Here is a 26,163-nt window from a genome sequence, read left to right as displayed (position 1 = left end):
CACATGAGTACCCCAATAAACAAGCGCGATGCGCGCCGCCGTACCCTCGGCCTGCTGTTCGCCGGCGCCGCCGGGGTGGCGGCTTCCGCCTTGCCGGGCATCGCCCAGGCGCAGGCCAAGCCGGTGCTGCGCATCGGCTACCAGAAGTACGGCACGCTCACGCTGCTGAAAGGGCGCGGCACGCTGGAGAAGCGCCTGGCCGCCAAAGGCATCGACGTGAAGTGGACCGAATTCCCGGCCGGCCCCGTGCTGCTGGAAGGCCTGAACGTGGGCAGCATCGACTTCGGCACGGTGGGCGAAGCGCCGCCGATTTTCGCGCAGGCCGCCGGCGCCAATCTGGTCTATATCGGCAACGAGCCGCCGTCGCCGGCCAGCGAAGCGATCGTGGTGCCCAAGGATTCCAAGGTGCGCAGCCTGGCCGAGCTGAAAGGCAAGAAGATCGCCCTGAACAAGGGCTCGAACGTGCACTTCCTGCTGGTGAAGGCGCTGGAGAAAGCAGGCCTGGCCTACAAGGATGTGGAAGTGGTGTTCCTGCCGCCGGCCGACGCTCGCGCCGCTTTCGAGCGCGGCAGCGTGGACGCCTGGGCGATCTGGGATCCCTTCCTGGCTGCGGCCGAGAAGCAGCTGGGCGCGCGCGTGCTGGTGGACGGGCAGGGCCTGGTGGCCAACCACCAGTTCTACCTGGCGGCGCGGCCGTATGCCGAGAAGAATCCGGAGATCGTCCGCATCGTGATCGAGGAGCTGGCCAAGGTGGACGAGTGGGGCCTGAAGAACCAGAAGGAAGTGGCCTCCATCCTGGCCGCGCAGACCGGCCTGGATACGGGCGTGGTGGAACTGGCCGCGTCGCGCTACGCCTACGGGGTGAAGCATGTTACGCCTGAAGTGATCGCCGCGCAGCAGAAGGTGGCGGATGCGTTCGCGGGCCTGAAGTTGATACCCAAGCCGATAGCAGTCAAGGATGCGCTGCTCCAGCTTAAGTTGTAATCCGGTTTTTAAGAGGTATAGCAATGTCGTTGAATATTTTCTGGTTCATTCCCACGCACGGCGACAGCCGCTACCTTGGCACCTCCAAGGGCGCGCGCACGGTCGATGCGGACTATTTGCAGCAGGTGGCTGTGGCGGCCGATACGCTGGGCTATGACGGCGTGCTGCTTCCGACCGGCCGTTCCTGCGAGGACGCGTGGGTGGTGGCTTCGTCGCTGATTAACGTGACGAAGAAGCTGAAGTTCCTGGTGGCGGTGCGGCCCGGCTTGTCCACGCCCGGCCTGGCGGTGCGCATGGCGTCCACCTTCGACCGCTTATCTAACGGACGCTTGCTGATCAACGTCGTCACCGGCGGCGACCAGGGCGAGCTGGAAGCGGACGGCCTGTTCGCCGACCACGCCAAGCGCTACGAGATTTCCGATGAATTCATCCGCGTTTGGCGCGCTTCGCTGTCCGGCGAGGGCGGCGAGGCGGGCTATGACTTCGAGGGCAAGCATATCCAGGTGAAGGGCGCGCGCACGCTGTACCCGCCGGTGCAGAAGCCTTATCCGCCGCTGTACTTCGGCGGCTCGTCCGAACCGGCGCACGAGCTCGCGGCGGAGCAGATGGACGTCTACCTGACCTGGGGCGAACCGCCCGCCGCCGTGGCGGAGAAGATCGCGGACATACGCGCCCGCGCCGCCAGGCATGGCCGCGCGGTGCGTTTCGGCATCCGCCTGCACGTGATTGTGCGCGAGACCAATGAAGCTGCATGGCGCGCCGCCGAAGAACTGATCAGCCACCTGGACGACGAGGTGATCGCCAAGGCGCAGGCGGCGTTCGGCAAGATGGACTCGGTGGGCCAGCGCCGCATGGCCGAGCTGCACGGCGGCCGGCGCGACAAGCTGGAAGTGTCGCCCAATCTGTGGGCCGGCGTGGGCCTGGTGCGCGGCGGCGCCGGCACGGCGCTGGTGGGCGACGCGGAGACGGTGCATGCGCGCATCCAGGAATACGCGGACCTCGGCATCGAGACCTTTATCTTCTCCGGCTATCCGCACCTGGAGGAATCGTATCGCTTCGCCGAGCTGGTGTTCCCGCTGCTGGGCAAGGGTAAGGCCGCCACCGAGCAGTCCCTTACCGGCCCGTTCGGCGAAATCATGGCCAGCAATATCGTGCCGAAGAAGGCGGCCTGATATGGCGGCCGCCAACACCGGAGCAAAGCAGGCGCGCGGCAGCGTATTTTCCTCGTCCTTCGCCTCGTCCCTGGCGCCGTGGATACTGCCGGCCGCGCTCCTGCTGCTGTGGGAAGTGTCGGCCCGCGTGGGCTGGCTGTCCACGCGCGTGCTGCCGGAGCCCTTGTCGGTGGCGCAGGCCTTCTGGACGCTGGCCGCGTCCGGCGAGCTGTGGACCCACCTGGGCACCAGCTTGTGGCGTGCGGGCAGCGGCTTTGCCGTGGGCGCGGGCGCGGGGCTGGCCCTGGGCCTGCTGACCGGCAGCTTCCGCCGCGCCGAAACCCTGCTGGACACCACGCTGCAGATGATACGCAACATCCCCGCGCTGGCGCTGATCCCGCTGGTGATACTGTGGTTCGGCATCGATGAAACGGCCAAGCTGTTCCTGCTGGCGGTGGGCGTGTTCTTCCCGGTGTACCTGAACACCTTCCACGGCATCCGCTCCACCGATCCGGGCCTGATAGAAATGGCGCGCAGCTACGGCGTGTCTGGCTGGCCGCTGTACCGCGACGTGATACTGCCCGGCGCGCTGCCGTCCATCCTGGTGGGCGTGCGCTTCTCGCTCGGCCTGGTGTGGGTGCTGCTGATCGTGGCGGAGACCATCTCGGCGCAAGCCGGCATCGGCTACATGACCATGAACGCGCGCGAGTTCCTGCAAACGGACGTGGTGCTGGTGGGCATACTGCTGTACGCCTTGCTAGGCAAACTGGCCGACCTGGCCTCGCGCGCGATGGAGAAGCATTTCCTGCGCTGGAATCCCGTATACCGTTGAAAAGGAGCGCCATGCTGCTCGCACCCACTTATTTTGAATCCGACCTGATTACGGACGCACCGTCGCAGGGGCCGTCCGCCCGCCATGCCGACGCCGCGCCGCTGGCGCGCGGCGCGCCCGAACGGGAGGGCGTCCCTATCAACATCTCCGCGCTGCGCAAGTCTTACGGCGCGCGTGAAGTGCTGCGCGGGATAGACCTGCAGTTGAAGGCGGGCGAGTTTGTGGCCATCGTCGGCCGCAGCGGCTGCGGCAAGAGCACCTTGCTGCGCGCGCTGGCGGGGCTGGAGCAGGCCGACAGCGGCAGCATCAGCATGGGCGAGGGCAAGGCCGACTTGCGCATCATGTTCCAGGAGGCGCGCCTGCTGCCTTGGAAGCCGGTGCTGGAGAACGTGGCGCTGGGCCTGCCGCATGCGCTCAACGCCGCCGCCGCCGCGCTGTCCACAGTGGGCCTGGGCGAGCGCGCCGACGATTGGCCAGCCGCGCTGTCCGGCGGCCAGAAGCAGCGCGTGGCGCTGGCGCGCGCGCTGGTGCACCAGCCGCAGGTGCTGCTGCTGGACGAACCCCTGGGCGCGCTCGATGCGCTCACCCGCATCGAGATGCAGCAGCTGATCGAGTCGCTGTGGCTGTCGCGCGGCTTCACCGCCGTTCTGGTGACTCACGACGTGACCGAGGCCGTGGCCCTGGCCGACCGCGTGCTGCTGATAGAGGACGGCGCCATTGCGCTGGACCTCGCCATCGATCTCCCCCGTCCCCGCGCCGCCGCGCGCGGCAATGGCGACAACGCTGCGGCCTTCGCCGCGCTGGAGCAGCGCATCCTCTCCCACGTGCTGCGCGCGCACGCCTGAGTGGTACATACTACCTTTGGCAGATGGGCGCTTCGGGCGCCTGTCTGTACACTGCGCTCATGAATTGCTTCAGTCTTGTGGCTACGATCGATTTTTTCGATAATAAACCGGTATATTTTCCGTTTTACAATCGATTTGCGCCAGCGCATAATCGCCGTCAATCACAAAGATAACGGGCACCCGCCCGTCCTGACAATCATTATTGACTGGAGTTTTACTATGAAAAAAATCGTTGCTCTGCTGATCGCCGCTGGCATTTCGATGGCTGCTACCGCTGCCCCGGAAACCTATGTTATCGACGGCACCCACACCTTCCCACGTTTCGAGTACTCGCACTTCGGCTACTCGAACCAGGTGAGCCGCTTCGACAAAACCGAAGGCAAGATCGTGATCGACAAAGCCGCGAAATCGGGCTCCGTGGACGTGACCATTGATGCCAAGTCGGTCAACACCGGCTTCCCGGTCTTCAACAACCACATCCAGGGCGAAGACTTCTTTGACACCGCCAAGTTCCCAACCATCACCTACAAGTCGACCAAGCTGAACTTCGCTGGCGACAAGCTGGCTTCGGTGGACGGCAACCTGACCATCAAAGGCGTCACCAAGCCTGTCACCCTGACCGTGACCTCGTTCCAGTGCATGCCGCACCCAATGCTGAAGAAAGACGCTTGCGGCGCCAACGCCGTCGCCAAAGTGCTGCGTTCGGAATTCGGCGCCGGCAAATACGCTCCTTACGTGGGCGACGAAGTCACCCTGACCTTCGCTGTCGAAGCCGTCAAGGAATAAATGAAGTAATGCAGTAAAGCAGTGCCGGCCGGCCGCCATTTTGATGTGCCCTATAAATTCAAGGACTACAATATGAATCCGGTATTTACCAGGCTGGTACTGCCTGCGGCTTTGTCCGTAGCGTTCCTCACGCCGGCCTACGCGGCCGACCTCATCATCACCAACGGCAAAGTGGCCACCATGGTCAAAGAGGGCAGCTTTGCCCAGGCCGTGGCGATGAAAGACGGCAAAATCGAAGCCGTCGGCAGCAATGCCCAGATCCTCAAACTCAAGCAAGCCAACACCCAGGTGATCGACGCCGGCGGACGCACCGTCATTCCCGGCCTGAACGACTCGCACCTGCACGTTATCCGCGAAGGCCTGAACTACAACGCCGAGCTGCGCTGGGACGGCGTGACCTCGTTGAAAAAAGCGATGGAAATGCTGAAGGAGCAGGCCGCGCGCACCCCGGAAGGCGCCTGGATCAAGGTGGTGGGCGGCTGGAACGAATTCCAGTTCGAGGAAAAGCGCTTGCCCACGCTGGAAGAAATCAACGCCGCCGTGCCGGACAAGCCGGTCTTCCTGCTGTATCTGTACGGCCTGGGCTTCCTGAACCAGAAGGGTATCCAGACCCTGGGCTATAACAAGGACACCAAATTCAAGGACGGCGTGGTGGAGCTGGACGCGGATGGCAAGCCGACCGGCAAGCTGATCGCCAAGCCGAACGCGCTGATCCTGTACACCACGCTGGCCAAGACCAATGTGCTGCCGCGCGACCAGCAGCTGAACTCCACGCTGCACTATTACCGCGAGCTGAACCGCCTGGGCGTGACCAGTGCCATCGACGCGGGCGGCGGCGGACAGAACTTCCCGGACGACTACGGCGTGACCGTCGAGCTGGCCAAGGACGGCAAGCTGACCGTGCGTACCTCTTACTACCTGTTCGCGCAGAAGCCGGGCAAGGAGCTGGAAGACTACCAGCGCTGGCTCACGCTGACCAAGCCGGACAGCAACCAGCATATGTTCTACGCCAACGGCTACACCACCGAGGGCGCGGGCGAGAACCTGGTCTGGAGCGCGGCGGACTTCGAGAACTTCCTGGAGCCGCGTCCGGACATGCCGGCCCATATGGAAGGCGAGCTGGAAGCCGTGCTGCGCCTGCTGGTGAAGAACCGCTGGCCGTTCCGCATCCACGCGACCTATGGCGAATCGATCGACCGCGACCTGGCCGTGATCGAAAAGGTGAACAAGGAAATTCCGCTGAAAGGCCTGCGCTGGTTCTTCGACCACGCCGAGACCATCAGCGACGCGCAGCTGCTGCGCGTGAAAGCGCTGGGCGGCGGCATCGCCGTGCAGGACCGCATGCACTTCCAGGGCGAACACTACTGGAAGCAGTACGGCGCGCAGACGCGCCAGATGCCGCCCATCCGCAAGATGCTGGAGATGAAACTGCCGGTGGGCCTGGGCACGGACGGCACGCGCGTGAGCAGCTACGGCCCGTGGCCGTCGGTGTACTGGGCGGTGACGGGCAAGACCGCAGGCGGCCTGAGCCTGTGGCAGCCGAAGGACATCCTGAGCCGCTACGAGGCGCTCAAGCTGATGACCGTGGGCAGCGCCTGGATGAGCGGCGAGGAAAAGCTTAAGGGCACGCTGGCCAAGGGCCAGTACGCCGACCTGGTGATTTTGCCGCAGGATTATTTCAGCATGCCGGTCGAGCAGATCAAGAACCTGGAAAGCGCGCTGACCGTGGTGAACGGCAAGGTGGTGTATGCGGGCAAGGAATTCGGCCAGTATGCGCAGCCGCTGCCGGACATCGCGCCTGACTGGAGCCCGGTCAAGCACTACGGCGGGTATCAGAACAAATGACGGGACTGCGCAAACTGGTGGGACCGTTTACGCCGGACCTGGGCATGCTGTTCGCCCGGCTTACCGGGGCGGCGCTGCTGCTGCATGTGCATGGCATACCGAAGATCGTGCATTACCAGGAAGAGCTGGCGCACATCGACGATCCGCTGGGCATGGGGCGCGCGCTGACCTTGTGGTGCGCGCTGTTTGCCGAAGTGTTCTGCCCGGTGCTGATCGCGCTGGGGTTGTTCACGCGGCTGGCGGCCTTGCCGGTGGTGTTTCTGCTGGCCGTGTCCATGGTGCTGGTGCATCCGGACTGGAGCATTGCGGAAGGGCAGTTCGGCTGGCTGCTGGTGATCGTGTTCGGCACCATCGCCCTGTCCGGCGCGGGGCGCTACTCGGTGGACGCCAGGCTGGCGGGTTACGCGCCGGCGCGCTAACCCGCCCTACGCGGCTCGTCGTGCATAGGGATCGTCGTGTACGGGGCGCATCGTGTACGGTGCTCGTCGTGCGGCGGTCTCGTCGTGTTACGGGGCACATCGTGTACGGGGCTTGTCGTGCAACTGCGTAGGGCGGGTTAGCGGCGGAGCCGCGTAACCCGCCAAAGCGCCGCTATACCAGCTGAAACCACCCCAGGGCGGCGCCTGCCGCCAGCAGCCACAGCAAATGCAGCCGCGTGCGCCAGATCACCAGGCCCGCGGCTGCCGCCAGCGCCCACAGCGGCCAGTCCTTGGCCGTCTGCGCATTGGCGGTGGCGAGAATGATGCCGGTGGACACAAGCAAGCCCACCACCACCGGCGCCATCCCTTGCTTGAACGCCCGCACGCCGCGCCGTTCGCGGTTGCGGTGCAGCCATTGCGAGGCCAGATAGGTCAGCGTGGTGCTCGGCAGCATGATGCCGCTCATGGTCACCACCACGCCCATCACGGCGGCGAACCAGCTGCCCGCGTTCAGGCCCACATTCCATCCCATCAGCGCCACAAACAGTACATTCGGCCCCGGCGCGGCCTGCGCTATGGCCACCGCGTCGTTGAATTGCGCCGGCGTGAGCCAGTGGTGCTGCTCGACCAGGTAGCGGTGCATCTCGGCCGTGGTGGAAATGGCGCCGCCTATCGACATCAGCGACAGCAGCATGTAATGGCCGAACAGGCTGATCCAGTCGCTCAGGCTCAGCACGATATGGATGGGTGGATTCATGTTTTCAGCCTGCGGTAGGTGAGCACGCAGCACAGCCCGCCTATGCCCAGCAGCACATAGGCCAGCGGAACGCGCAGGAAGGCCACCAGGGCCACGGCGAGCACGGCGGCCGGTACGCTCCAGGACAGCGGCAAGGGATGCTTGCGCAGCGTTGTGAGCAGCTTGAGGCCGGTTGCCGCGATCATGCCGGCGGACACGGCCGCCATGCCGCGCAGCGCGCCCTGCACGCCGGGATGGTCCGCGAAGTGGGCGTGCAGCACGGCCAGCATGACCACCACCAGCAGCGGCAGCGTCAGCATGCCGGCGAGGGCCGCCATGGCGCCGCGCAGGCCGAAATAGCGCGCGCCTATTACCAGCGACAGGTTGACCACATTGGGGCCGGGCATCACCTGCGCCACCGCCCATTCTTCCAGAAATTCCTCCTGCGTCAGCCAGCGCTTGCGCTCGACCATCTCGCGCTGGACCACGGCCAGCACGCCGCCGAAGCCTTGCAGGGCGAGAAAAGTGAAGGACAGAAACAGGTCGGTCAGCGAGGCCGGGCGGGGGCGATCTGGAGGGATGTCGTTGCTGGATATCATCCTGCCATTATCCTTGACTTTGGGATTTATTGTTCGATACTCCTTTCACCGGGCTTTGCCGGCCCGCCCGACCTGTGAAGGATGATGATGGATGCAATGACACTTCCAGCCCAGTTTGCAGAACTGGCCCCGCCTCAGCAGCGCTCGGATGAGCGCTCCAGCGCGATCGTCGACAAGGGCATTGCAGTGCAACGCTGTTTCAGCACCTTGTGCGCGATAGAGTATCTCAAGTCCAACAACGTCGGCCCCGACGTGATCGAACGTGTGCTGCTGCACCCGGATCTGCGCCGAAAATTCTCCCATTAAGCCCTAATTTCCTCCATTTTTCCCCGGTGCCGCAGAATTGCCGCGCCGGGCGCACTTATGCACAAAAAATGATAATAAGAAAATGCGCAAATAAATTTTGGCAGCGCTAGCTATCCACTTCCAAGTGCTTGATTTATAAGGAGATAAAATCTGCCTTTTGAACGGGCAGTTTGTAGAAAAGCCCATAGATACGGGCTGTATGGGCTGTCAAGTGGCCCTTATCCACAAAGATATCCACATTCGCTGTGGATATCGGAAAAAGCGCTTGAGAATCCGCCACTTAGCGCATGGTGGCGGCAAGATGCCGGGGTTTACGCGGCACGTTGCAGGGAGTTCAGGGGGAGATGGCTACTGTATGATTATACAGTGGTTTCTGTCAGTCCGGATTGGCGCTGGCGGCCAGCTTGCGGCCCCGCAGGGATTCTTCGGTTCCACCCAGCAGCGCGGCGGCCTTGGCGCTCAGTTCCACAATGCGCCCCTGTTCGTCCAGCACGAAGCGCACGCTGTTGTCGAGCTTGGACTGTACTTCGGCCAGGTGGCGGTCCGCTTCCACCAGGCCGGCGTAGCCGCGCAGCGAGGAGATCACGGTGGTGAACAGCTTGCGCGTGGTCAGGTCGCTCTTGCACCAGAAGTCGTTGATATCGTAGTCGAGGATGATGCTGTGTTCCAGCGCCTGGCCGGGCTGGCCGGTGCGCAGCACGATGCGCACCAGGTGGTTGTGCAGGTCGTCGCGGATCTGGCGCGCCACCTTGAGGCCGGCTTCGCTGGTTTCCATAATGACGTCCAGCAGCACCAGCGCCACGTCCGGCGTGGTGCGCAGGATGTGCAGCGCTTCGTCGCCGCTGTAGGCGTGCAGGAAGCTCAGGCGGCGGCCCTGGAAGCAGGCATTGCTGAGGGAGAATTTTGTGACAACGTGCACGTCCACGTCGTCGTCTACTATCAGGACGCGCCAAGGCGCAAGAGCGGGCGCGGGGCCGGTCTGCTCCGCATTGGCAGGCACATCTTCTTCTATCATCCAGTCAGCGCTGGTATCTTCTTTCACGTCCATGCACAAATCCCGTGGGGTAAAAAATCTGTTAGTGCATCTGCTTCCGTCAACACTATTCCTCGCCTGCATTTTTGTCAAAGGATTCTATCGGACGCGGCCAAGCGGGCTCAAGAGACCGGTACGGGCATGCGGAAAATATTTTTTCAACTGGCAAAAAAGCGGCGCGTGTCGGGTTCAGGTGCCTTTGTAAGTCGTTGATTTTGTTGAGTTTAAAAACTGCCTGCCAAATTGGCATTTTATTGAAAGCCGCACCGTTGCTGGCTTTGCGGCTTGTCAAGGGGCACTTTTCCACACCGTTATCCACAGTTGGTGTGGATAAGGTGAAAAAGCGCTTTAAAAACGGCTCTTTACGCGCTTAAGCTGAGAAAAAGGCTGGCTTGTGGTTTTTACAGCCTGGCTTTCAATCGCTCCAGTTCCGCCATGAAGCGCTCGCATGCCAGGGCGGGCGGCCAGGGCTCCCACGGCGCGCCACCGTAGACTGCGTGCAGCGGGTCCGTGTCGAGCACGGCGGCGCGTATCTTGAGCGTGCTGCGCACTTCCTCGCGCGACCAGCCCACCACATGCACCGCCTCGCTGGCCGCTGCCAGGCGGTCGGCTTTCTTGTGGACGCGGTGCTGGCCCGGCGTCCAGGCCGGCACGCCGTAGCGCAGGAAGACCGCCCGTTCCAGCCGCTGGCTCAGCTCGCGGAAGCTGTCGCCCAGAAAGGGCTTGAGCACCGAGATGCAGTCGAAACCCAGCAGGCCTTCTTCGGCGTCGTGCAGCAGTTCGCGCAATTCCAGCACCGGGCTGAGCGCGCCGGCCCAGCTGCGCCGCAGTTGCATCACCGTCAGCGAGTGCTGCGCCACCGACAGCGGCAGGGGCCAGGCCGAATGCCCGCCCCAGCGGTAGGTGCGCGCCAGGCCCAAGGCCAGGTCGCCATCGTCCCAGTCGAAGGGAGTGGGGTCGAGCAGGTCCAGCCTCTTGCCCGATGGCATACGGACCCAGGCGCGGGCTGTGTGGTCGGCGCGGCTCATCCGCATATCCTTGTTCTTTGCTTCAAGGCCGCATTGTAATCCGACTACGCTGAATAAGGAAATTGATATGCTTTTGGGCAATATCAAATTAACCCTGACCCCATTTTTCAGTGGGGCAAGCGAGGCTGGAGCAGGGCGAGGACGGCGGCTTCTTCGGGGGCGAGGGCGGATGCTGCCGGGGACGGGACCGTGCCCAGTTCGGCGCCGTCCAGGTAGGCGGCGAGGACGGCGGGGTGGATGTAGCACTTGCGGCAGATGCTGGGGGTGTTGCCGAGCTGCTGCGCCACCGTTTCGATGGCGCGTACGATGTTCTTTTTGGCTTGCGTTTCGCTGTCGAATTTCTCGAACTGGGTCAGCGCAAGGGCGGCCAGGACGGTGCCATGCCAGGTGCGGAAGTCCTTGGCGGTGTAGTCTTCGCCGCTGATGGCGCGCAGGTAGTCGTTGACGTCGGCCGAGTCTATGCTGTGGGTGGCGCCGTCGTCGCCAAGGTACTGGAACAGCTCCTGGCCCGGCAGCTCGCGGGCGCGCTGGATGATGCGGGCCAGGCGGCGGTCGCTGACCGTGACCTTGTGCATGATGCCGCTTTTGCCCCGGAACTGGAAGGCGATTGCGCTGCCGTCGATGCGCACATGGCGGTTGCGCAACGTGGTCAGGCCGAAGGACTGGTTGTCGCGCGCGTATTCCTCGTTGCCAATCCGCATTTTCGTCACTTGCAGCAGGTGCACGACCGTGGCCAGCACTTTTTCACGCGGCAGTCCCGGCAGGCTGAGCGCTGCGTCCACGGCCGCGCGGATGGCGGGCAGGGCCTGGCCGAAGGCGAGCATGCGTTCGTATTTGACCTCGTCGCGCACGCTGCGCCAGCGGGCGTGGTAGCGGTATTGCTTGCGGCCGCGCGCGTCGCGGCCGGTGGCTTGCAGGTGGCCGTTGGCGTGCGGGCAGATCCAGACTTGCTCCCAGGCTGGCGGGATGGCCAGCGCGCGTATCCGCGCCAGCGTGTCCGGGTCGCGCACCGGCTTGCCGCCGGCGTCCACGTAGCGGAAGCCTTTGCTGCTGCGCTTGCGGCTGATGCCGGGCTGGTCTCCGCTCACATAGCGCAGCCCTGCCGCCCTGGCGGTGGCGGGCGCGCCGGGAACGGGTGCTGGTTCGGCTGCTGCTGGCGGGTCGCGTTTCATCGCTGTCTTTCCTTGAGGATGACGCGATGGTAGGGCAGTTCGGCCCGCTATTCCGTTCCCTGCCGCACATAGGCCAGTGCATGGCCAGCCGCTTAGTTGGCGCTCAGGCTGGCTTCGGTGGCGTGGCGGCTGTAGGCGCGCAGGTCGGCGCAGGCCTGGTCGAGGGCGGCGGCGACTTCGGGCAGGGAGTCGACCACCAGCTGCAGCTCGCCAGCGGCGGACAGCTTTTCCAGGTCGTGGCAGAGGCTGTGCAGGCCGGTGTCGCTGAGGTAGCCCGCGCTGCCCTTGAGCGCGTGGAAGGCGGCCGAGGCGGCGTGGCTTTTGCCGCCCAGCGCGGCCTTGCGCGCCACTTCCAGGCGCCGTGGGGCCTCTTCCAGGAAGGCTTGCGTGATGCGCTGCATGTGCTTGGGCGACAGCCCGGCCAGCGGCATGATGCTGATCTTGCCTTGCGCTTCGGCGCCGGCCTCGCCGCTGTCTGCGCAGGCGGGCGGCTCCACGCCGAACTGGGCCGCCAGCTCGGCCTCGCTGGGAGTGGCCGAGCGGACGGAAGGGGCGGGGCCGGGCGACGCCAGCGTGTAGCCGGAGTGCCAGTCTTCTTCCTCCGGTTCGGCTGCCGGCGGCGGGCCGCAGGGCGGCAGTTCGCGGCCGCGCGCAATCAGCTGGGCGATGGTTTTTTCAATCTGGTCGTACAGCAGCCGCTCGTCTACCGGCTTGCTGAGGAAGCCGTCCATGCCCACGGCCAGGTAGCGCGCGCGGTCGTGGTCGCTGGCGTTGGCGGTCAGCGCGATGATGGGCACACAGGTGTCGCGCACGCGGTAGTCTTCCGTGCCGCCGCGCCGTATCAGGCGCGCGGCCTGCTCGCCGTCCATGCTGGGCATGCGGCCGTCCATCAGCACCAGGTCGTAGTCGGCGCTGCTGAGCGCTTCCAGCGATTCGATGCCGTTTTCCACCAGCACCACTTCGTGGCCCATGGCTTCGAGCAGGGTGCTGATGATGATCTGGTTGGTGCGCACGTCTTCGGCGCACAGGATGCGCAGGCGGTAGGCGTGGCGCTGTTCGCGCGGCGCGGCCGGCACGCTGGCTTCGGGCGGCGTGCCTAGCGTCAGCGGCAGCGTGAAGTAGAAGCTGGAGCCCACGCCGGGCTGGCTGGCCACGCCGATCTCGCCGCCCATCAGCTCCACCAGCTCCTTGCAGATGGCCAGGCCCAGGCCGGTGCCGCCGTAGCGGCGCGTGGTGGACATGTCGGCCTGCTCGAATTTCTGGAATAGGCGCTCCATCGTGGTTTCGCTGATGCCGGGGCCGGTGTCGCTGATGCTGAACTGCAGCATGGTGACGCCGCGCTTGTCCTTGCCGGCGGCCGCCTCCAGGCGCACTTCGCCGCGGTCGGTGAATTTGATGGCGTTGCCGAGCAGGTTGAGCAGGATCTGGCGGATGCGGGTGGGGTCGCCCAGCACGTAGCGCGGCAGGTCCAGCGCCAGTTCGCGCCGCAGCAGCAGGCTCTTGGCGTCGGCCTGCGCCTGCAGGATGCCGATGGCTTCGTCGATCAGGGTGCGCAGGTCCACGCTGATGGTTTCGATCGACAGCTTGCCGGCGTCGATCTTGGAGAAGTCCAGGATGTCGTTGAGGATGGCCAGCAGCGCTTCGCTGTTTTGCAGGCCGATGCGCAGGTATTCCTCGGTGCGGCCCTGCACGGTCTGGTCGCGCAGCGCGAACTTGAGCATGCCGATCACGCCCGCCAGCGGGGTGCGGATGTCGTGGCTCATGGCGGACAGGAAGTCGATGCGGTGGCGGCTGACGATCTCGGCGTGCTCCTTGGCTTCGGTCAGCTCGGCGGTGCGTTCGTTCACGCGCTGCTCAAGGTGGTTGCGCAGCAGGCGGATCTGGTCGGCCAGGGCGAAGGCCAGCAGCACGCCGTCCAGCGTGCCGCCGAGCAGCGTGAACAGCTGCGCGTTTTCCACGGCGGCCGGGATCAGGCCGATATTGGCGGGCAGGATCAGCAGGCCGGGCAGCATCAGCGCAATAAAACCGAGCACGAAGAAGCGCGCCGGCTGGTAGCCGTTTTTCCAGACGATGACGCCGCTGGCCAGGGCCAGCGTCATCCACACCATGATGGCGACGGTGGCCAGCGTGTGCGCCCAGCTCAGCGCGATAAAGCAGCTGGGCAGCAGGGCCAGCGGCAGCACGAGGTTGATGGTGCTGAGCTTGTACAGCACCGGCGACTTGTCGCGCAGCTGCAAAAAGGTGCGGTAGAACAGCGTGCTCAGCACCGGCAGCAGGAAGAAGGGGATGTAGTGGATGTGCAGATTGTGCCACCCGAACAGGTCGGCGGGCAGGTGGAAGGTCAGGCCCCAGCCGGCCGCGTAGCACAGCACGTAGAGCGAGTAGTACAGCGGCGCGCGTTCGCGCGTGTAGCTGTAGATGAAGAAGTTGAACACGCCCAGCGCGAGCAGAGCGCCGATGGAGCCGATGATAAGGAAGTTTTCGCGCGCCACCAGCTGCAGGTAGGCTGGGCGCGGCGTGACGGCGAACACCGGCGTGCGGGCGTAGTAGGGGCTGCTGAAGCGTATCAGCACTTCGTAGCTCTCGCCGGGCTGCAGTTCGATGTCTTTGCCGTAGTGCAGCAGGTATTCGTGCGGGGCGCGGTAGCCGGACACCAGGCGCTGCACGGCGCCGTCGGGGCCGTAGATGCGGGTTTCCACGGCGTCGATCAGGGTGTCGTTGGGGTCGATGACCCAGGCGGTCTGGCGGCTGTCGTTGCGCAGGCTGGCGTGCAGCCAGTAGTCGCCGCCCAGCAGGTCCACTTCGCTGGCGGGCTTGAGCGTGGCGATCAGGGCGGGCAGGCCGGCCGCGCTGGCGGGGAAGGTTTCAGCCCCGGCCTGGTACAGGCGGGCGCTGCGCATCAGGTCCTGCGATTGCGGGCTGGTCAGCACGGCCTGGCCGAGGCGGGTGTCGGCCGTGGCCTGGGCATGGGCGGGCGAGGCGAGCACAAGGATGAGCAGACAAGCGGCAAGGCAAGGGAACATCGCGGCGAGGCGACTGAATATCTTGCTGGCTGTACTCATGTTGTTTGCCAAGGGCATCGCGCTGGGATAGTAGAATGGCGGAAATCTTGCCTCATTTTAATCGACTATTCAGGGAAACCCCTATCTTGCTGATCTCTCCGGAACAAATCGTTGCCTTTCTGGCCGCTGCGGTGGTGATAACTGTGTCGCCCGGCCCGGACAATTTAATGGTGCTGGGCATGGGCATGTCGCGCGGACGCGCCAAGGGCATCGTGTTCGGGCTGGGCTGCGCGCTGGGCTGCCTGAGCCATACGCTGCTGGCCACGCTGGGCGTGAGCGCGCTGATCGCCGCCTCGCCGCTGGCGTTCACCGCCCTGAAAGTGGCGGGCGGCGTGTATCTGATCTGGCTGGGCTGGGGCGCGTTGCGCAGTCCGGGCGGCGCGCGCGTGGAGGGCGGCGGCCTGCCGGACGAGTCCCTGCTGCGCCTGTTCGGCAAGGGGCTTTTTGCCAACAGTATCAATCCGAAAGTGGTGCTGTTTTTCCTGTCCTTTTTGCCGCAGTTCGTGGTGCCGGGCAACGGCCCCGTGAGCTGGCAGACCGCCCAGCTGGGCCTGCTGTTCACTTTGCAGGCCTGCGTGCTGTTCGGCCTGCTGGGCTATTTCTCGGGCGCCATCGGCAAGTGGCTGAACCGCAGCCCGCGCGCGGGGCTGTGGATGGACCGCATCGCGGGCACCATCTTTATCGGCCTGGGCATCCGCCTCATCGTTGCCCGTTAATTCGCCACCGCCTCGATGCGGAAGCGCAGCTCCAGCTCGTCCTGCACGGCCAGCGCGCCGCCCAGCACGGAATAAGGCTGGATGCCGAAGTCGGTCTGCTTGAGCCTGAGCGTGCCGGCGGCGCTGATGCCGTTGGCGCGCGGCGTCAGCACGGCGGGGATGGTGTAGCGGCGGGTAATGCCGTGCAGCGTGATGGCGGCCTGCAAAGGGCCTTCCGGCGTGCTGACCGCGTTCACCTGCACGTAGGGGTATTTTTCCGCCTCCAGCACCTTGTTGAGCATATTGTTGCGGGTCCCGGCGATGGCGTCCGCCGCCGGCACGCTGGTCATGCCGGCTTCGGCGCGCAGGGCGCTTTCATCCACGGTCAGCTGGTCCAGGCGGAAACGGAAGTCGGTGTGGCCGGGCTGGCCGCCTGCCGGGGCCACGGCCTGGCCCTCGATGCTGCGGCTGGCCACCACGTGGTCGTGCCCCATCCGCGCCAGCAGGCCGCCGCGCCGCACCGTGACGGCGATCAGGGAGTTTTGCGGGTCGATGCGCAGCAGCTGCCGGGCGGCGGCGGGCGCGGCGGAGGCAGGAGCAGGTGTGCGGGGCCGGGCTGCGGCCGGGGCGGCTGGGGCTGCGGATGCAGGCGCGGAAGCTGCCACCGATGCCGGAGCCGGCGGTGTTCCTAGCGGCGCCGGCGCGCAGGCACACAGCAGTGCGGCAAGCAGGACCGCGCCCAGTGTGGCGCGCGGCAGTGGCTTTTTTGCGATTGTTACTTTTCGAGAGTTTTGCAGGGGTAAGTTTGTCATATTCTGTGCATGAGACCTGAACGCAAACCATACCACCGAATAGCAGGGCAATGTCATGCGCCTGTCACGACGCTGTGCGATGATGGTTCCGCTCTCAAATCTCTCCCGATTTGAATCCCTTGGCCCGCAATGCAAAACATTGCGGGTTTTTTTTGCCCCTTTAGAGCTGGAAGACGCGCACCACCTGCGCCAGCGAGGCCGCTTCCTCCTGCAGCGAGGCGGCCGCTGCGGCGGCTTGCTCCACCAGGGCGGCGTTCTGCTGCGTTACCTCGTCCATGCGGGTGATGGCGGTGTTGACCTGGGCGATGCCGGCGTTCTGCTCCTGGCTGGCCGCTGAAATCTCGGTCATGATGCCGGTCACATGGGCCACGCTGGACACCACTTCGTCCATGGTGGAACCGGCCTGCTGCACCAGCTTGCTGCCTGCCTCCACCTGTTCGACCGAGGCGTTGATCAGCTCCTTGATTTCCTTGGCCGCGCCGGCCGAGCGCTGCGCCAGGTTGCGCACTTCGCTAGCCACCACGGCGAAGCCGCGCCCTTGCTCGCCCGCGCGCGCGGCCTCCACGGCGGCGTTCAGCGCCAGGATATTGGTCTGGAAGGCGATGCCGTCGATGACGCTGATAATGTCCACAATCTTGCGCGAGGACTGGTTGATCGTGCCCATGGTCTCCACCACTTGCGACACCACCTGCCCGCCGCGCGCGGCCGTGTCGGACGCGGCCACGGCCAGGCGGTTGGCCTCCAGCGCGTTCTCCGCGTTCTGGCGCACGGTGGCGGTGAGCTGCTCCATGGCGGCGGCGGTTTCCTCCAGGTTGGAGGCTTGCTGCTCGGTGCGCTGGCACAGGTCTTGGTTGCCGGTGGCGATCTCGCTGGTGGCCGTGGCGATATGCTCGGCGCCCGCGCGCACCTGGCCCACCACGCCGGACAGCTTGCCGCTGATGCCGTTCATGGCGCCGCACAGTTTGCCGATTTCGTCCTTGCTGGTGGTGTGCAGCGTGACCGTGAGGTCGCCCTCGGCGATGCGCTCGGCCGCGCCTTCGGCTTCCACCAGCGGCCGCGTGACGTAGTTGCGCACCAACAGCATCAGCGCCACGGCGAAGGCGGCCAGCGCGACAAAGCCGAACATGACGTAGCGGTTGCGCAGGCGTACCGCGTCCATGGTGATTTCCTCGGCGTAGGCGCCGCCGGCGATCACCCAGTTCCAGTCCGGGAAGGCGGTGTAGACCACCACTTTTTCGCGCGCCGAGCTTTCGCCCGGATTCAGCCAGGGGTAGCGTATCAGTCCCTGCTTCTTCTCGATGATCTCCTTGATGAATTCGCGGCCGCCGGCGTCCTTGCTGTCGATGATGTTGGCGCCTTCCTTGGCCGGGTGCACAACCAGCGTGCCGGCCGCCTTGCCGGGCGTGGAGTCGAGCACGTAGAAGTAGCCGGTCTGGCCCACCTTGATGGACTTGATCTTGTCCTTGAGCGCGCGCAGCGAGGCGCTGACGTCGACCCCGACGAACAGGATGCCGATCACCTTGCCGCCCGCGTTGCGGATGGGGTCATAGCGCGTCATGTACTGCTTGCCGAACAGCGTGGCCAGGCCGGTGTAGTTGTCGCCGGCGCGCAGCTTGGCGTAGCCGGGGTGGGCGCGGTCGAGCAGGGTGCCGATGGCGCGTTCGCCGTTTTCCTTTTTCAGCGAAGTGGATATGCGGATGAAATCCTCGCCGGTGGCGGCGAAGATCGTGGCCACGCTGCCGCTGTTGCGCTGGAATTTGTCCGGCACGCTGAAGTCCATATTGAGGACCTGCTCGCCGTTCTTCAGCGTGGGCGCGGGTTTGCCGGCCACGTCGGTGGTGGCGCTTTCGTCGAGCGTGAACTTGCCGTCGAAGGAGGCCGCCAGCATGCCGGCGTAGCCCGCCGTCTGCGCCTTGAGCGTGGTGTTGAAGATGTCCACCATGTCGGTCACGCCTTGCAGTTCCTGGCGCACGCTGTGGGTGCTGTTTTCTTCCAGCAGATTGGTGGTGGCGCTGCTGATCAGCAGGATCAGGATGCCGATGATGGCGCTGACCAGCGCAAAGGTGAAGGCGGTAATTTTGGCGCCCACGCCCCACAGGCGGGGATCGAATTTGCTGTCTCTCATGTTTGGCCCAGTCTGAATTGTCACTTTTGTACTTGTCGAATTTAATGAAGTCCTAAGCCTTGTCTTCATCAATGCTGGCAAAGTAGCACCTGTAGCGCGCGGTCTCCTCCGTGCGCCAGGTTGCCATATCCCTTAGATGCGGCACGATATCCCCGCGCTCTAAAAAGCGTTTTGACCGGCTCCCTCCAAAGATCGCCGGTCTTTTTTTGCCTGCCGATTTCTTTCGCTACCCGCCTTGTGGGCGTTTTGTACGGGACAAGGCAGTTTCGCCTACACTGGCGGACACTGCAACCAAAAAAGGGTGTCCGATGATAGACCTGTACACGGCAGCAACACCGAACGGCCACAAGATTTCCATCGCGCTGGAGGAACTGGCGCTGCCCTACACACTGCACGCGCTGGACCTGGCCGCCAATGTGCAGAAGGAGCCGTGGTTCCTGGCCCTGAATCCAAACGGCCGCATCCCGGCCATTGTCGACCGCGAGGCGGGCGATTTCGCCGTGTTCGAGTCCGGCGCCATCCTGATTTACCTGGCCGAGAAAACCGGGCGCCTGATGCCGTCCGACCCCAAGGGCCGCTCGCAGGTGCTGCAATGGCTGATGTTCCAGATGGGCGGCGTGGGGCCGATGATGGGCCAGGCCAATGTGTTCTTCCGCTACTTCCCCGAAAAAATCCAGGCCGCCATCGACCGCTACCAGGGCGAGAGCAAGCGCCTGTTCCGCGTGCTGGACGGCCACCTGGCGCGGCATGAATACCTGGCCGGCGACTACTCCATTGCCGACATCGCGAACTGGGCCTGGGTGCGCACGCATAGCTGGTCCGGGGTGGATGTGGACGGTTTGCCACATTTGCAGCGCTGGCTGGCGCTGGTGGGCGAGCGGCCGGCGGTGCGGCGCGGCATACAGCTGCCGCCGTCGCGGCTGGACCGCGCCTCCAGCCCGGAAAAAGCCGAGCAATTTGCGGCCGAAGCGCGCAAAATGCTCGAGACCGGACAATCACGCGAGAAAGGCGTCTAGAGCATGAAACTGTACACGAGCGCGCGCGCGCCCAATCCCCGCCGGGTGGCGATGTTCATGGCCGAGAAAGGCATCACGCTGGACACGCAGCTGATAGACCTGGGCAAGCTGGAGAACCGCGATCCGGCCTTCCTGGCCAAGAACCCCTTTGGCCGCGTGCCCGCGCTGGAACTGGACGACGGCCGCGTGCTGTGCGAGACGCGCGCCATCTGTTCCTATCTTGAGGGCGTTTATCCGGAACCCAACCTGATGGGCGAGGGCTTCGAGGAGCGCGCCTTTATCGAGATGGCGGACCGCCGCATCGAGCTGCATGTGTTTGCGGGCATCGCCAACTGCGTGCGGCATACGCATCCCGGCCTGGCGGCGCTGGAGCAGCCGCAGTTCCCTGACTACGGCGCGGCGCAGGGCGAGAAAATGCGCGAGTGGGCGCGCTGGCTGGACCAGACGCTGGCGGCGCAGCCTTTCGTGGCGGGGCAGCGTTTCACCATCGCCGACATTACGGCCTTCTGCGCCATGGAGTTCGCGCGCGGGCTGATGAAGTTCCGTCCCGGCCAGGAAGGCATGGAGCACCTGCAGGCCTGGCGCGACCGCATGGCCGAACGTCCCAGCGCGGCGGCGGGTTGACCTTCCGGCCATGAGCGGCGCGCGCCCGTCACGCAAGTTCGCCGGCCGGCGGCTTGTGCTGCGGGCCGGCGCCGCCGCAGGCCTGGCTGCGGGCGTATCCGCCGCGATGGGCCAGCCGTCCAAGCCGCCGGCGCCGCTCAAGGTGGTGGCCTTCAGCCTGGTCCCATTCGGTTTGCTGGATGCCTCGGGCCGGCCGGCAGGCATGATCGTCGATTTCCAGAAGCTGCTGGCGGCCGAAAGCGGCCTGGCGATGGACGTGCAGGTCGTGCCGTATCCGCGCGCCGTTGCCATGATGGTGGCGGGCGATGCGGACCTCTTGTTCAGTTTCCCCAATGCCCAGCTGCGCGAGCATGCGCACAGCCTCGGCGTGATCGGCCACGTCGATGTGGTGGCGATGGGCCTGGCGGGCAGCCGCTATGGCAGCGCGGAGGAGCTGCGCGGCAAGCGCGTGGGACATATCCGGGGCGCCGAGTACGATATGGCGCTGCAGTCCGACCCGGCGGTGGCGCGCTATGAAACGGTCACCTACGAACAGACCGTGCGCATGCTGCTGGAAGGCCGCTACGACGCGATGCTGGGCGTGCGCCCGTCCTTCCTGTACACCATGCGGCGGCTGGGCGTGCCGCGCCAGAAGCTCGGGCCGGAACTGGTGCTGCGCAAAGGCGAACTGCTGCTCCACTATTCCAACAAGCGCTACAAGCCGCAGACGGCGGCCACGCTGGTGCGCGCGCTCGCCGCACTGCGCGAGCGCGGCGCACTGGCCGCGCTGTTCAAGGCCTACGAGGACGGCGGCATGCCGCCCTGAGACCTGGCGCTTACAGCGCCTGGCGGTCCAGCCAGGCGTCGATTTCCGGCATGCGGTCGCGGATCACGGTGGCGCGGTACTGGATGCGCGAGATGGCCGTGTTGGTCTGGCTGCGCGCCGTGGCCGGCAGGTTGGCTTCGGCGTAGGCTTTCAGCTTGTCCGCCATGGCGGTGTTGAGCGCGCCGCTGGCCAGGGCGGGGAAGTAGCCCGCGCGCGAGCTGCTTTCCACCAGCGTGTTCACCTTGGGCAGGTTGGCCATGGCGAAATCGAAGGCGCGCTCGGTGTGCTCGCGCGATACGGCGGCGATGATGCCGGAGCCGATGGTGGCGTCCGGCTCGCCGCTCAGGGCCAGGTCCAGCGCACGCTGCGCCAGCGCTGGATCGGCGCTTTCGCCCAGCAGGCCATACAGCTCCGCCTTGACCATGGAGGACTGTTCGGCCTTGGCGGCCGCGTGCAGCTGCTCCCACACGCGGGCGTCCGCGTTGCGGGCCACCACGCCCAGCACCACGCGGCGCAGTTCGGGCGGCAGCGCCTTGGCGTCGCCGGCCAGCGAGGCGTCGTAGCGGCGGCGCGCTTCCACCAGCACGTCGTCGTCGCCCAGCGCGCCCAGCGAATAGATCAGCTGTTCGCGCAGGATGGCGGTGGGGGCGTCCTCGCCGTTGCGGGCGTCCCAGCCTACGCGCGCCAGCACCGGCGCCAGGCGCGAGATGGCGAAGGACGACAGCTTGGCGCGGGTGGCTTCATTGTCGCGGGTATAAACGCGCAGGTCGTCGAAGATGCGCGCGATGCGGCCCCACACTTGCGGCGCGGCGTCCACCGGCGTGGCGCGCGCCAGGCTCAGGGCGTCCGAGGCGGGCTGCTTGCCGGCCATGCCCAGCGCCCAGCTTTCGGTCATCAGTCCCAGCTGGTCCAGCGGCGCCAGCTTGCCGAAGCTGGCCGCCAGCGCGGCGTAGGCCTTGGGCGCGTACACGGTGCGGTAGTAGCCGGCCTGGCCGGCGTTCACCAGCACCGGCCCGCAGCCCGGCAGCGTGAGCGAGGCTTTGCCGCCGGTGACGAGGACGCGGCTCACGTCCTGCGCGCCCACGGTCTGCGCCAGCACCGGCACGCGCCAGGACAGCGGCTTCTTGTTCGGATGGTCCTTGCTGTATTCGCCTTGCGTGAGCGTGACGCGGGTCTGGCCGCCCTGGCAGCTGTAGTCGGACACTTTAATCAGCGGCACGCCGGGCTGCAGCGTGAAGTCGTGCGCGATGGCCTTCACCGGCTTTTTCGCGGCGCGCTCGATGTGCTGCCAGAGCTGGTCCGACACGGCGTTGCCGTAGGCGTTGGCCTTGATGTAGCCGCGCACGCCTTCGCGCCAGGCTTCCTCGCCCACATAGTTTTCCAGCATGTTGATGACGGCGCCGCCCTTGGCGTAGGTGATCTCGTCGAAGGCGGCGTGCGCCTCTTCCACGGTGGCCACCCGCTGCACCACCGGGTGGGTGGTGGCCAGCGCGTCGCGTTCGATGGCGCTGTTGCGGCCTGCCACGCGGTTCAGCGAGGTTTGCCATTCCGGATGCAGCAGCGCCGTGGTGCGGCCCGCCATCCAGGTGGCAAAGCCTTCGTTGAGCCACAGGTCGTCCCACCAGCGCATGGTGACCAGGTTGCCGAACCATTGGTGCGCGGTTTCGTGCGCGGCGGTGCCGAAGGCTTCCTGCTTGTCGGCCTGGGTGGAGATGGCCGGATCGAGCAGCATGGTGGACTCGAAGCTCATGATGGCGCCCCAGTTTTCCATGGCGCCGAAGAACTGGCTGCGGCCCGGCGCGGCCAGGTTGTCCAGCTTGGGCAGCGGGTAGGGCAGGCCGAAGTAGTCGTTGTACTCGCGCAGCACGGCCTTGGACGAGTCCAGCACGAACTGCGCCTGCGGCAGGCGGCCCTTGACGGTGATCACGCCCAGTTCGGTGCCGCCTTCGGTGGCGGTGGCGCGCTCGAAGTCGCCCTGGCCGAAGAACAGCAGATAGGTGGACATGCGCGGCGTGGTGGCGAAGCGCACCAGCTTGCGGCCGCCGTCCAGCGCGGTGCTGCTGGCGATGGGCATGTTGGAGACGGCCACCTGGTCCGCCGGCACGGTGGCCTCCAGCGCGAAGGTGGCGCGGAAGGCCGGTTCGTCCCACGAAGGGACCATGCGGCGCGCGTCGGCCGCTTCGAACTGGGTGTAGAGCGCGCGCTTCTTGCCGGACGGCGTGTCGTAGTCGAGCGAGAACAGTCCGGCGGCCTGGTTGCCGATCTTGCCGCTGTAGTCGATGGCCAGCTGGTAGCTGCCCTTGGCCAGCGGCTGGGCGAAGCTCAGGCTGGCGGTGTGCTTGTCCGCGTTGAGGGCGATCTTGCTGGCCTGCTGCACCTGCTGGCCGGGGCCGGAGGCGATGCTGGCGCTGGCCAGCGCCAGGTCCAGCGCGTGCAGGGTGATGACGGCGGTGGGTTCCAGCACCTCGATGGCGATCACCACGCGGGCGCTGAAGGTGGCCGCTTGCGCGTCCGGCGTCAGCGAGATGGCGTAGTGGGTGGGGCGGACATTGCGCGGCAGCTGGGTGGTGGCCAGGCTTTCCGCAGCGGCGGCTTTGGCGGCCTTTGCCGGTTTGGCTTTGGCGGCTTGCCCGGCCTGCGCCGGCGCGGCGGCGACGAGGGCGGTCAGGGACAGGATGGCTGCGGAAATCAGGCTGCGCTGCATGCAATGCTCCAAGGTTTTTGTTGATGAAGCAATGTAGCTGTAATGGCCAGCGCGGTCAATGGACGGCTGCGGCAGCCTGGGGTAGCAGCATGGTCAGCTTCAGGTCGTGGCGCTTGGCGAGGTGCAGCGTGACCTGCTGAAAGGCCAGGGCTCCCCGCGCGGGATGCTGGAAGCGGCGCTCGCCGCCTTCGCGTCCCAGCACGTCCTGCAGTGTCCACAGCTCACGGAACTCGCCGCTGCCGCGCGCCAGTTCTGCAATCAGCGAGGCCAGCGGCTCCTGGCTGGCGTGCTTGCCGGTATCGGCGCGAAATTCCGCGACCAGGCGCTGTGCGCGGTGGGGCCAATCGACGATGAGGCTGCGCGCGGCGGGGTGGCTGAACATGAAGCGCAGCAGATTCGGTGGCCGCCCGTGCGGGTCCGCGCCGCCGTCCAGCCAGCCGGCGAACAAGGCCGCCGCGTCCGCATTCCAGGCCACGGCGTCCCATTGCTGATCCAGCACATAGGCCGGCGCCTGTATGGCCTGCACGATGGCGTCCAGCTCGCCGGGCGTGCCGCCGCCGTGCTCGTGCGCTTCGCGCTGCGGGTCCAGGCGCTCGGCCAGGCTGAACAGATAGGTCCGTTCCGCGCCGCTCAGGTGTAGCACATCGGCCAGCCGCGCCAGCATGCCGGCGGACGCGGACACCTGCCGGCCCTGCTCGAGCCAGGTCAGCCAGGTCGGGCTGATTCCGCACAGCTGGGCCAGTTCCTCGCGCCGCAAGCCGGGTGTGCGGCGCCGCCCGCCACCGGGCAGGCCGGCGCTTTGCGGGCTGATGCGTTCGCGGTGGCGGCGGATGAACTCGCCCAGTTCGTTGTTCATTGTCGCTAGCATGGAATGATTTATACCAGGATAAATTGTGGTCTTGTTACAGGATAAAACCCAGCCTATTCTGCAACAACTTGCCCAAACCAGGAGAAATAAATGAAGCAGCAAAGCTATGTCGCCCAGCAGTTCGGCAATACCGCCAGCAGCTATCTGAGCAGCAGTGTCCATTCACAAGGGGCGGATCTGGCGGCGCTGCACGCCATTGCGCAGGGCATGCAGTCCCCGCGCGTATTGGACCTGGGCTGCGGCGCGGGCCACGCCAGCTTCGCCGTGGCGCCTGCGGCGCAGTCGGTCGTAGCCTACGATTTGTCGGCGCAGATGCTGGAGGTGGTGGCCGGCGCCAGCCGCGAACGCGGCCTGCGGAACATCAGCATCCGCCAGGGCGACGTGGGCAAGCTGCCTTTTGCCGACGCCAGTTTCGACCTGGTCGTGACGCGCTACTCGGCCCACCACTGGCCGGACGTGCAAGCCGCCCTGCACGAGGTGCGGCGCGTGCTGCGCGCGGGCGGGCGCTTCGTGGCCATCGATATCACGGCGCCGAAGGAGGCGCTGTTCGACACCACCCTGCAGGCGGTCGAGCTGCTGCGCGACGGCTCCCATGTGCGCGACTACCGGGTGTGCGAATGGGGCGCCAAGCTGAAAAATGCGGGCTTTGAGCACCAGTTGTCCAGCCAGTGGAAGCTGACGATGCGGTTCGGTGAGTGGGTGGCGCGCATGCGCACGCCGGAGCTGCGGGTGCAGGCGGTCCGCAGCCTGTTCGATTCGGCGCCGGACGAGGCGCGCGCCTATTTCAGCTTGCGGGACGATTATTCCTTCGACATCGACGCCGCCATGTTCGACGCGGTCTGCGCGGGTTAGGCCACGCGCTTGTACAAGGGCTGCATGGGGAGCAGGGGCCGGTAGAAGGCGGCCAGCGCTTCGTTTTCGTCGAACTGGCGGTCCAGGGCCAGCACGCCGAAAGGCGCCAGGCTGGCGTGGAACAGCTGCAGCACGCGCTGGCGCAGCAGCGGGCCGAAATCGGGCAGGGCGCGGCGGCACACGATGAGGTTGAATTCGTTGAAGGAGGCGTCCGTCACCAGGTTGTACTGCGCCCAGGTGATGCGGCTGCGCAGCTGCGGCAGCAGCACAGCGCGCTGGCCGGTGATGTGGAAGTAGTCGGCAAGCCGCGTGCTGTCGATGGCGGCGCTGGCGCGGTCGTAGCTGGCCTGGTATTCGGCCAGGCGTTCCAGCGGAATGGTGTGGTCCTGGGCTTCGGCCAGCAGTTCGTCGCTGGCGACGGTGCAGTGCAGCTCGGTGCGCGCCAGCAGGCCCTGTTCGGCCAGCAGCACGGCCAGCGTCCAGGCCTGTTCGGCGCCGGCGCAGTCGGCCAGCCAGACCTTGGGCAGCGCGGCGCCGCTCAGGCAGGCCGTGGAAGCCTGCCGCAGCAGGCGGGCTTCTTCCGGATCGTCGAACATGGTTGCGGAGGGCACGTGCAGCGCGCGCAGCACGGCGCTGGCGGCGCGTGGGTCGTGCAGCACCTGGCCCTGCAGGGCGGACAGCGTGCGCAGGCTGCGCTGCTGCAGCAAGGCGCGCAGCTTGCGCCGCAGCGCGGTGCGCTCGTGGCCCCGGAAGTCGTAGCCGTAGCGCTGGAACAGGGCCTCGGCCAGCAGGTCCAGTTCCAGCTCCTCCACTTCCGGCGCCGCCTCGTGCCGCATCGGGGTCACATTGCCCATGGGCGCTCCA

At 65.9% G+C, this 26,163-nt stretch carries 25 protein-coding genes; 13 read left to right on the top strand and 12 right to left on the bottom strand.

Going from position 1 to position 26,163, the window contains the following annotated elements; translation table 11 throughout:
* The first annotated feature begins 3 nt into the window (after nt 1–3).
* From KT882_RS20435 to KT882_RS20405, 7 genes are all read left to right on the top strand, one after another.
* Nucleotides 4–984 (top strand): sulfonate ABC transporter substrate-binding protein, encoded by a 981-nt coding sequence (locus tag KT882_RS20435; protein WP_228893160.1) that lies wholly within the window; start codon nt 4–6, stop codon nt 982–984.
* Between the two features lie 23 nt (nt 985–1,007).
* Nucleotides 1,008–2,156 (top strand): FMNH2-dependent alkanesulfonate monooxygenase, encoded by a 1,149-nt coding sequence (ssuD, locus tag KT882_RS20430; RefSeq protein ID WP_228893159.1) that lies wholly within the window; start codon nt 1,008–1,010, stop codon nt 2,154–2,156.
* Nucleotide 2,157: 1 nt separating this feature from the next.
* Nucleotides 2,158–2,967 (top strand): aliphatic sulfonate ABC transporter permease SsuC, encoded by an 810-nt coding sequence (gene ssuC, locus KT882_RS20425; protein ID WP_228893158.1) that lies wholly within the window; start codon nt 2,158–2,160, stop codon nt 2,965–2,967.
* 11 nt (nt 2,968–2,978) lie between these two features.
* Nucleotides 2,979–3,812, top strand: coding sequence for an ATP-binding cassette domain-containing protein (locus tag KT882_RS20420; protein ID WP_228893157.1), 834 nt, complete (start codon nt 2,979–2,981; stop codon nt 3,810–3,812).
* 219 nt (nt 3,813–4,031) lie between these two features.
* Nucleotides 4,032–4,598, top strand: coding sequence for a YceI family protein (locus KT882_RS20415; RefSeq protein ID WP_161070717.1), 567 nt, complete (start codon nt 4,032–4,034; stop codon nt 4,596–4,598).
* Nucleotides 4,599–4,670: 72 nt separating this feature from the next.
* Nucleotides 4,671–6,443 (top strand): amidohydrolase, encoded by a 1,773-nt coding sequence (locus tag KT882_RS20410; protein WP_161070718.1) that lies wholly within the window; start codon nt 4,671–4,673, stop codon nt 6,441–6,443.
* Nucleotides 6,440–6,862, top strand: coding sequence for a DoxX family protein (locus KT882_RS20405; RefSeq protein ID WP_228893156.1), 423 nt, complete (start codon nt 6,440–6,442; stop codon nt 6,860–6,862). Before KT882_RS20410 ends, KT882_RS20405 begins: the two co-directional genes overlap by 4 nt.
* 172 nt (nt 6,863–7,034) lie before the next feature.
* On the opposite strand, the gene KT882_RS20400 is transcribed toward KT882_RS20405, so the two are convergent.
* Nucleotides 7,035–7,619: a chromate transporter gene (locus tag KT882_RS20400; protein ID WP_161070720.1), complete on the bottom strand. Its 585-nt coding sequence runs from the start codon at nt 7,617–7,619 to the stop codon at nt 7,035–7,037.
* Entirely contained in the window at nt 7,616–8,197 is a 582-nt protein-coding gene (locus KT882_RS20395) for a chromate transporter (RefSeq protein ID WP_161070721.1), read from the bottom strand. Before KT882_RS20395 ends, KT882_RS20400 begins: the two co-directional genes overlap by 4 nt.
* A 96-nt stretch (nt 8,198–8,293) precedes the next feature.
* Between KT882_RS20395 and KT882_RS20390 the strand changes: the two genes are divergently transcribed.
* Nucleotides 8,294–8,503, top strand: a complete 210-nt coding sequence (locus tag KT882_RS20390) for a hypothetical protein (RefSeq protein WP_161070722.1) — start codon at nt 8,294–8,296, stop codon at nt 8,501–8,503.
* 376 nt (nt 8,504–8,879) lie between these two features.
* Here the strand turns inward: KT882_RS20390 and KT882_RS20385 are convergent, their stop codons facing one another.
* From KT882_RS20385 to KT882_RS20365, 5 genes are all read right to left on the bottom strand, one after another.
* Nucleotides 8,880–9,551, bottom strand: coding sequence for a response regulator (locus tag KT882_RS20385; RefSeq protein ID WP_228893155.1), 672 nt, complete (start codon nt 9,549–9,551; stop codon nt 8,880–8,882).
* Between the two features lie 52 nt (nt 9,552–9,603).
* Nucleotides 9,604–9,828: a hypothetical protein gene (locus KT882_RS20380; protein WP_228893154.1), complete on the bottom strand. Its 225-nt coding sequence runs from the start codon at nt 9,826–9,828 to the stop codon at nt 9,604–9,606.
* A gap of 109 nt (nt 9,829–9,937) precedes the next feature.
* Nucleotides 9,938–10,564: a phosphohydrolase gene (locus KT882_RS20375; RefSeq protein WP_161070723.1), complete on the bottom strand. Its 627-nt coding sequence runs from the start codon at nt 10,562–10,564 to the stop codon at nt 9,938–9,940.
* Nucleotides 10,565–10,671: 107 nt separating this feature from the next.
* Nucleotides 10,672–11,736: a DNA topoisomerase IB gene (locus tag KT882_RS20370; protein ID WP_228893153.1), complete on the bottom strand. Its 1,065-nt coding sequence runs from the start codon at nt 11,734–11,736 to the stop codon at nt 10,672–10,674.
* Between the two features lie 92 nt (nt 11,737–11,828).
* On the bottom strand, nt 11,829–14,798 hold the full coding sequence (locus tag KT882_RS20365; protein WP_228893152.1) for a 7TM diverse intracellular signaling domain-containing protein: 2,970 nt from the start codon (nt 14,796–14,798) through the stop codon (nt 11,829–11,831).
* An 86-nt stretch (nt 14,799–14,884) separates the two neighbouring features.
* Between KT882_RS20365 and KT882_RS20360 the strand changes: the two genes are divergently transcribed.
* Nucleotides 14,885–15,514, top strand: a complete 630-nt coding sequence (locus KT882_RS20360) for a LysE family translocator (protein WP_161070725.1) — start codon at nt 14,885–14,887, stop codon at nt 15,512–15,514.
* On the opposite strand, the gene KT882_RS20355 is transcribed toward KT882_RS20360, so the two are convergent.
* Both KT882_RS20355 and KT882_RS20350 read right to left on the bottom strand, forming a co-directional pair.
* On the bottom strand, nt 15,511–16,158 hold the full coding sequence (locus KT882_RS20355; protein ID WP_228893151.1) for a YceI family protein: 648 nt from the start codon (nt 16,156–16,158) through the stop codon (nt 15,511–15,513). The genes KT882_RS20360 and KT882_RS20355 overlap by 4 nt on opposite strands.
* Nucleotides 16,159–16,465: 307 nt before the next feature.
* Nucleotides 16,466–18,430, bottom strand: coding sequence for a methyl-accepting chemotaxis protein (locus KT882_RS20350; protein ID WP_161070727.1), 1,965 nt, complete (start codon nt 18,428–18,430; stop codon nt 16,466–16,468).
* A 308-nt stretch (nt 18,431–18,738) separates the two neighbouring features.
* Here KT882_RS20350 and KT882_RS20345 point away from each other — a divergent pair, with 308 nt between their 5' ends.
* Genes KT882_RS20345 through KT882_RS20335 form a run of 3 tightly spaced genes read left to right on the top strand, consistent with a single transcriptional unit; the run spans nt 18,739 to nt 20,875 of the window.
* A complete protein-coding gene (locus tag KT882_RS20345) occupies nt 18,739–19,446 on the top strand; it encodes a glutathione S-transferase family protein (protein WP_161070728.1) in 708 nt (235 codons plus the stop codon).
* A gap of 3 nt (nt 19,447–19,449) precedes the next feature.
* On the top strand, nt 19,450–20,070 hold the full coding sequence (locus tag KT882_RS20340; protein WP_161070729.1) for a glutathione S-transferase family protein: 621 nt from the start codon (nt 19,450–19,452) through the stop codon (nt 20,068–20,070).
* 10 nt (nt 20,071–20,080) lie between these two features.
* Entirely contained in the window at nt 20,081–20,875 is a 795-nt protein-coding gene (locus tag KT882_RS20335; protein WP_228893150.1) for a substrate-binding periplasmic protein, read from the top strand.
* Between the two features lie 10 nt (nt 20,876–20,885).
* On the opposite strand, the gene KT882_RS20330 is transcribed toward KT882_RS20335, so the two are convergent.
* Both KT882_RS20330 and KT882_RS20325 read right to left on the bottom strand, forming a co-directional pair.
* Nucleotides 20,886–23,579, bottom strand: coding sequence for a M1 family metallopeptidase (locus KT882_RS20330; RefSeq protein ID WP_228893149.1), 2,694 nt, complete (start codon nt 23,577–23,579; stop codon nt 20,886–20,888).
* A 55-nt stretch (nt 23,580–23,634) separates the two neighbouring features.
* Entirely contained in the window at nt 23,635–24,435 is an 801-nt protein-coding gene (locus tag KT882_RS20325) for a helix-turn-helix transcriptional regulator (RefSeq protein ID WP_228893148.1), read from the bottom strand.
* Between the two features lie 102 nt (nt 24,436–24,537).
* On the opposite strand from KT882_RS20325, the gene KT882_RS20320 reads away from it, so the two are divergent.
* The gene (locus KT882_RS20320) at nt 24,538–25,299 is read left to right on the top strand and encodes a class I SAM-dependent methyltransferase (protein ID WP_228893147.1); all 762 of its coding nucleotides are present in this window, start codon (nt 24,538–24,540) and stop codon (nt 25,297–25,299) included.
* Here KT882_RS20320 and KT882_RS20315 read toward each other — a convergent pair.
* Entirely contained in the window at nt 25,296–26,153 is an 858-nt protein-coding gene (locus KT882_RS20315; RefSeq protein WP_228893146.1) for a CheR family methyltransferase, read from the bottom strand. The two genes, KT882_RS20320 and KT882_RS20315, sit on opposite strands and share 4 nt — an antisense overlap.
* Nucleotides 26,154–26,163 lie beyond the last annotated feature (10 nt).

The organism is Pseudoduganella aquatica (genome assembly GCF_020865585.1).
Classification (GTDB): domain Bacteria; phylum Pseudomonadota; class Gammaproteobacteria; order Burkholderiales; family Burkholderiaceae_D; genus Rugamonas; species Rugamonas aquatica_A.
Note: the sequence above shows the minus strand (reverse complement) of the source record. Positions and strands in the feature narration are given on the sequence as shown.

Coding starts and splice junctions, on each gene's coding strand:
- KT882_RS20350 (WP_161070727.1), bottom strand. CDS start 18,430: ATGAGAGACAGCAAATTCGATCCCCGCCTGTGGGGCGTGGGCGCCAAA.
- KT882_RS20330 (WP_228893149.1), bottom strand. CDS start 23,579: ATGCAGCGCAGCCTGATTTCCGCAGCCATCCTGTCCCTGACCGCCCTC.
- KT882_RS20365 (WP_228893152.1), bottom strand. CDS start 14,798: ATGAGTACAGCCAGCAAGATATTCAGTCGCCTCGCCGCGATGTTCCCT.
- KT882_RS20335 (WP_228893150.1), top strand. CDS start 20,081: ATGAGCGGCGCGCGCCCGTCACGCAAGTTCGCCGGCCGGCGGCTTGTG.
- ssuD (WP_228893159.1), top strand. CDS start 1,008: ATGTCGTTGAATATTTTCTGGTTCATTCCCACGCACGGCGACAGCCGC.
- KT882_RS20375 (WP_161070723.1), bottom strand. CDS start 10,564: ATGAGCCGCGCCGACCACACAGCCCGCGCCTGGGTCCGTATGCCATCG.
- KT882_RS20315 (WP_228893146.1), bottom strand. CDS start 26,153: ATGGGCAATGTGACCCCGATGCGGCACGAGGCGGCGCCGGAAGTGGAG.
- KT882_RS20395 (WP_161070721.1), bottom strand. CDS start 8,197: ATGATATCCAGCAACGACATCCCTCCAGATCGCCCCCGCCCGGCCTCG.
- KT882_RS20400 (WP_161070720.1), bottom strand. CDS start 7,619: ATGAATCCACCCATCCATATCGTGCTGAGCCTGAGCGACTGGATCAGC.
- KT882_RS20420 (WP_228893157.1), top strand. CDS start 2,979: ATGCTGCTCGCACCCACTTATTTTGAATCCGACCTGATTACGGACGCA.
- ssuC (WP_228893158.1), top strand. CDS start 2,158: ATGGCGGCCGCCAACACCGGAGCAAAGCAGGCGCGCGGCAGCGTATTT.
- KT882_RS20390 (WP_161070722.1), top strand. CDS start 8,294: ATGACACTTCCAGCCCAGTTTGCAGAACTGGCCCCGCCTCAGCAGCGC.
- KT882_RS20385 (WP_228893155.1), bottom strand. CDS start 9,551: ATGGACGTGAAAGAAGATACCAGCGCTGACTGGATGATAGAAGAAGAT.
- KT882_RS20415 (WP_161070717.1), top strand. CDS start 4,032: ATGAAAAAAATCGTTGCTCTGCTGATCGCCGCTGGCATTTCGATGGCT.
- KT882_RS20320 (WP_228893147.1), top strand. CDS start 24,538: ATGAAGCAGCAAAGCTATGTCGCCCAGCAGTTCGGCAATACCGCCAGC.
- KT882_RS20325 (WP_228893148.1), bottom strand. CDS start 24,435: ATGAACAACGAACTGGGCGAGTTCATCCGCCGCCACCGCGAACGCATC.
- KT882_RS20340 (WP_161070729.1), top strand. CDS start 19,450: ATGAAACTGTACACGAGCGCGCGCGCGCCCAATCCCCGCCGGGTGGCG.
- KT882_RS20410 (WP_161070718.1), top strand. CDS start 4,671: ATGAATCCGGTATTTACCAGGCTGGTACTGCCTGCGGCTTTGTCCGTA.
- KT882_RS20435 (WP_228893160.1), top strand. CDS start 4: ATGAGTACCCCAATAAACAAGCGCGATGCGCGCCGCCGTACCCTCGGC.
- KT882_RS20405 (WP_228893156.1), top strand. CDS start 6,440: ATGACGGGACTGCGCAAACTGGTGGGACCGTTTACGCCGGACCTGGGC.
- KT882_RS20370 (WP_228893153.1), bottom strand. CDS start 11,736: ATGAAACGCGACCCGCCAGCAGCAGCCGAACCAGCACCCGTTCCCGGC.
- KT882_RS20345 (WP_161070728.1), top strand. CDS start 18,739: ATGATAGACCTGTACACGGCAGCAACACCGAACGGCCACAAGATTTCC.